Annotated in this window: 3 protein-coding genes and 1 pseudogene; 1 reads left to right on the top strand and 3 read right to left on the bottom strand. The window is 69.5% G+C overall.

The genetic code is table 11. From position 1 onward, the window contains the following. Positions 1–174: pseudogene (locus B551_RS27080) on the top strand (nucleotidyltransferase family protein); the annotation flags it as partial. Positions 175–489: 315 nt separating this feature from the next. Here the strand turns inward: B551_RS27080 and otsA are convergent. The 3 genes from otsA to otsB form a co-directional block, all read right to left on the bottom strand. Further along, entirely contained in the window at positions 490–1,881 is a 1,392-nt protein-coding gene (gene otsA, locus B551_RS13285; RefSeq protein WP_006578994.1) for an alpha,alpha-trehalose-phosphate synthase (UDP-forming), read from the bottom strand. A gap of 55 nt (positions 1,882–1,936) precedes the next feature. Then, positions 1,937–3,694, bottom strand: coding sequence for a glycoside hydrolase family 15 protein (locus B551_RS13280; RefSeq protein WP_006578995.1), 1,758 nt, complete (start codon positions 3,692–3,694; stop codon positions 1,937–1,939). Between the two features lie 119 nt (positions 3,695–3,813). Beyond that, a complete protein-coding gene (gene otsB / locus B551_RS13275; protein ID WP_006578996.1) occupies positions 3,814–4,728 on the bottom strand; it encodes a trehalose-phosphatase in 915 nt (304 codons plus the stop codon). Between the last annotated feature and the right edge of the window lie 193 nt (positions 4,729–4,921).

The following is a 4,921-nucleotide window of genomic DNA, read 5'->3' as shown; positions in this document are numbered from 1 at the left end:
GACGGCCGGCGCGGCCACCCGGTGGCGTTCGGCCCCGGCTGGCGCGACGCGCTGTTGCGGCTGGACGGCGACGAGGGCGCGCGGGCGCTGCTGCAGGGCCGGGCCGTGACACGGATCCTGACCGATCACGACGGCGCGTTCCGGGATATCGATACGCCCGAGGATCTGCATTGACTGGCGGCGGCTGAACGCGCGCCGCCTGCCCTCTCCCTCGACCCCTCTCGCGCGAGCGGGAGAGGGGAGAAAGTCCCGCTTGCCGCCCGCTTCCCTATTGGGTTCTCCCTCTCCCCCGACCCTTCTCCCGCGAGCGGGAGGGGGGAGAAAATCCCGCTCGCCGCCCGCTTCCCTATTGCGTTCTCCCTCTCCCCCGACCCGTCTCCCGCAAGCGGGAAAGGGGAGAAAGTCCCGCTTGCTGCCCGCTTCCCTATTGGGTTCTCCCTCTCCCCCTCAGGGGGAGAGGGCTGGGGAGAGGGAGGTGGTTTCCCTCGATCACCCCTGATCGCTCTCCGCCAGACTCCGCAGGTATTCGCGGCTCCACCAGTGCACGTCCTGGGCGCGGATGTTCTCGAGCAGCTTCTGATGCCGGCTCTGCCGCTCGGCCAGCGGCATGTGCAGCGCCTGCTGGATCGCCTGCGCGGTGCCCTGGATATCGTAGGGATTGACCAGCAGCGCTTCCTTCAACTGCTCGGCCGCGCCGGCGAAGCGCGACAGCACCAGCACGCCGGGATCGTCCGGGTCCTGCGCGGCGATATATTCCTTGGCCACCAGGTTCATGCCGTCGCGCAGCGGCGTCACCAGTGCGACGCGCGCCGCGCGGCACAGCCCCGGCAGGCGCCGGCGCGACGTGGTGCGGTGGATATAGCGGATCGGCATCCAGTCCAGTTCGCCGTACTCGCCGTTGATCGCCCCGGACATGCCTTCCAGCTGGCGCCGCAGATCGGCATAGGCATCGACCGATTCGCGCGACGGCGCCGCGATCTGGATCAACGTGGCGCTCGAACGGTTCTCGGGATACTGCGCCAGCAGCGCCTGGAACGCCTTGAGCCGCTCCGGCAGCCCCTTCGAATAGTCCATCCGGTCCACGCCCAGCAGCAGCCGCCGGCGCGCGTACTGGCCCATCATCATCTCGTAGGTTTCCTGCGCCTCGTGCCCCTTGCCCAGCGACACGAACTCGTCGACGTCGATGCCGATCGGAAACGCCTGCGCCCGCACGGTGCGATGGAAGGCGCGGTAGCGATGGTCGCCCATCGGCTCGGCGCCGGCCTCGGACTGCGCGTAGCGCGCGAAGTGTTCGAGGTCGGCCTGGCTCTGGAAGCCGATCAGGTCGTAGGCGAACAGCGCGCGCATCAGCCATTCGTGCTGCGGAATCGTGGTCAGGATCGGCGGCGGCGGCAGCGGGATATGCAGGAAGAATCCGATGCGCTGGCCGCATCCCATCGCCCGCAGTTCCGCGGCCAGCGGAATCAGGTGATAGTCGTGGATCCAGATCATGTCGTCCGGCCGCAGCAGCGGCGCCAGCTTGCGCGCGAACAACTGGTTGACGCGGCGGTAGACGTTCAGATGGCCGGCGTCGAAATCGGCCAGATCGACGCGGTAGTGGAACACCGGCCACAGCACGCCATTGCTGTAGCCGAGGTAGTAGGCGTCGTGGTCCTCGCGGCTCAGGTCGACCGTGGCCAGCGTCACGTCGCCGGCATGCTGCAGATGCAGTTCGCCTTCTCCGGGCGTGCCACCCTGCGCGGTCTCGACGACCCGGCCGCTCCAGCCGAACCATAGCCCGCCGGTGGCATTCAGCGTTTCGCCGAGCGCCACCGCCAGTCCGCCGGCGGCGGCATTGCGGGGGTCGGCGACGCGGTTGGATACCGCTACCAGTCTTGACATAGGCCTCCTGTGTGGCGGCGCGCCGGCGCGCGCCGCCCGGTGAATCGGGGCCGGCTCAGATCACCGCGTCCCATGGCGACGACAGGCGCATCGCGCCGTTGATCAGGCCGACCATCGAATAGGTCTGCGGGAAATTGCCCCACATCTCGCCGGTGACCGGATGCGTGTCTTCGGACAGCAGGCCGAGCGGATTGCGCGCGGCCAGCATCGCCTCGAAGATCTCGCGTGCCTGTTCCTTGCGGCCGATACGCGCCAGCGCATCGATCCGCCAGAAGGTGCAGATATTGAAGGCGGTCTCGGGCTTGCCGAAGTCGTCCGGCGCCTCGTAGCGGCGCATGTACGGACCATCGCACAGCACCTCTTCCAGCCGTTCGATCGTCGCGACGAAGCGCGCGTCGCGCGGATCGATGAAGCCGACCTCGGCCATCAGCAGCACGCTGGCGTCGAGCTCGCGTCCGCCGAAGCTCTCGGCGAAGGCCTGGCGCTCCTCGCTCCACGACTCGCGCAGGATGCGCTCGCGCATCGTCTCCGCATGCTTGCGCCAGTAGGCCGCGCGCGACGGCAGCTGCAGCTTGTCGCCGATCTTGGCGAGCCGGTCGCAGGCCGCCCAGCTCATCAGCGCCGACGACGTATGGACCCGGGCGCGCGTGCGCAGCTCCCACATGCCGGCGTCGGGCGTGCCGAACACCCGCACCGCCTGCTCGCCGACCTGCTCCAGCACGCGGTACTCCGCCGGGCCGCCGCGATGCAGCAGCCGGTGGTCGTGGAAGGCCTGCGCGGCGCCGAGCACCACGTTGCCGTAGACATCGTGCTGGAAGTGTTCCTGCGCCTGGTTGCCGACCCGCACCGGGCCCATGCCGCGGTAGCCGGCGACATGGTCGAGCACGCTCTCGGGCAGCTCGCGTTCGAGGCCGATGCCGTACAGCGGCTGGATATGGCCGTCCTTGGACTGCATCACCACATTGGACATCCAGCGCAGGTAGTCCTCCATCGTGCCGACTTCGGACAGGCTGTTCAGCGCGCGGATCACGAAGAAGGCATCGCGCAGCCAGCAGAAGCGATAGTCCCAGTTGCGGCCGCTGTGCGGCGCTTCCGGGATGCTGGTCGTCATCGCGGCGACGATCGCGCCGGTCTCCTCGTACAGCGACATCTTCAGCGTGATGGCGGCGCGGATCACCGCGTCCTGCCATTCGCGCGGCACCGCCAGCCGGCGCGTCCACAGCTTCCAGTACGAGATGGTCTCCTGCTCGAAGTCGCGCGCGGTCTCGTCGACGCCGTGCTGCAGCGTCTCGTCGGGGCCGAGGATGAAGTTCATGCCCTGCGTGACCAGGAACGGCGTGTTGGCCATCACATAGGTCAGCGGCGCGTCGGTCGTCATCCGCAGCGTCATGTCGTCGCCGATGAAGCGGACATGGCTGCTGCCGCGCGAGGTCTGCGGCTTCGTGCGGCCCCGGTTGAAGCGCGGCGCGATGCAGACGCGCACGCGCGGCGCGCCCTTGACCGGGCGGATCCGCCGCACCAGCGTCAACGGACGGAAATAGCGGCCCAGGCGGAAGAAGCGCGGCGCGAAATCGGTGATCTCGAGACAGTTGCCGTGGCGGTCGGTCAGCCGCGTGCGCAGCACCGCGGTGTTCGGCTCGTACCACTGGCGCGATTCGGCGAAGTCCTCGATCTCGATCGAGAAATGGCCCGCGTTCTCGCTGGGGTCGAGCAACGCGTTGAAGACCGGATCGCCATCGAAGCGCGGCAGGCAGCACCAGACGATGCGGCCGCGCGAGTCGACCAGCGCGGAGAACGCGCAATTGCCGATCATGCCCAGCGATAGCGAAGGCGGGCAATATCGCCCGCCCTGCGCAGTGCCGTCGCTGTTGACCCCGTCTGCGCGGTTGCGCGCGACCCCGGATTCAGGCTGACTCACAAACTTCCCCCTTGTCAGGATGAGGTGGTGGACGCGGATGGATTGGCGCCCGTGCCGGACGGACCGGCGGCCGCGGCGATGGGCGTGGTGTCGGACGTGGTGCCGGAGGTGGTGCCGGAGGTGGTGCCGGACGGTGTATCGGTGCCGCTGTCGCCACCGCTCGCGGCGGCATGCGGGGCCGGCGCCGTGCCGGCCGGACTGCCATCGAGCGCCCTGGCGCTGCGGTGCAGCCACGCGCGCAGGTCCGCGGGCGCCGGCACCCTGACGGTGGCGGCGCTCTGCCGCTGGCCCACCAGCACGCCGACTCCGCCCAGATGGGCGACCATCGCAAAGCCGTCCTCGTCGGTCACGTCGTCGCCGGCGAAGATCGGCATGCGGCCCGCGAAAGGCGGCGAACGCATGATCAGCTCGACCGCGCTGCCCTTGGTGACGCCGGCCGGCTTGACCTCGACCACCATCTTGCCGTGGAGCATTTCCAGTCCGCTGACATCGCCCAGTGCCTGGGCGACCTGCTCGCGCACCAGCGTCTCGAGCTCGGGCGCCGCGCGGTAGTGCACCGCCAGCGCCATCGGCTTGCGCTCGAGCCGCAGCCCCGGATGGGCCTGCGCGAAATCCTCGAGCCGGCGGTGCAGCCGGTCCAGATCAGGGGCCGGGACCTCGAGCCGCCGGCCCTCGGCGTCGCGCAGCTCGGCACCGTGCACGCCCGCGGTGGGCAGTTGCAGCGGCGCGAGAAAGGCGTCGAGTTCGGCGATGGTGCGCCCCGATACGATCGCGACCGCACCGCCGAGCTGCCGGTGCAGCGTGCGCAGCGTTCCCACCAGTCCCGCCTCGACCTGCACGAGCTCCGGGCGTGGCGCCAGGTCGGCCAGCGTGCCGTCGAAGTCGAGGAATAGCGCGTTATCGGGATCGATCAGCGGAAGGGATGACATCGCCGCACACCGTATCACGATAGCTTGACGAGCGTCCACCGGATGGCGTCCTACAAGGCGGATGCGTCACCAGGGCACCCGCCGGGCCGCCGGCTGCACTGCGGCGGTGCGGCGCGCCTCGGCCGCGTGCACCGTCGCCCGGCACCGTCCTCCATGCGGACCCGGCGCCGCCCGATCCTTTATCATTAGCGGT

Origin of the sequence: Cupriavidus sp. HPC(L) (genome assembly GCF_000307735.3) — a bacterium.
GTDB lineage: Bacteria > Pseudomonadota > Gammaproteobacteria > Burkholderiales > Burkholderiaceae > Cupriavidus.
Note: the sequence above shows the minus strand (reverse complement) of the source record. Positions and strands in the feature narration are given on the sequence as shown.

Excerpts from the sequence above, each read along its gene's own strand:
- otsA (WP_006578994.1), bottom strand. The coding sequence starts at position 1,881 with ATGTCAAGACTGGTAGCGGTATCCAACCGCGTCGCCGACCCCCGCAAT.
- B551_RS13280 (WP_006578995.1), bottom strand. The coding sequence starts at position 3,694 with ATGATCGGCAATTGCGCGTTCTCCGCGCTGGTCGACTCGCGCGGCCGC.
- otsB (WP_006578996.1), bottom strand. The coding sequence starts at position 4,728 with ATGTCATCCCTTCCGCTGATCGATCCCGATAACGCGCTATTCCTCGAC.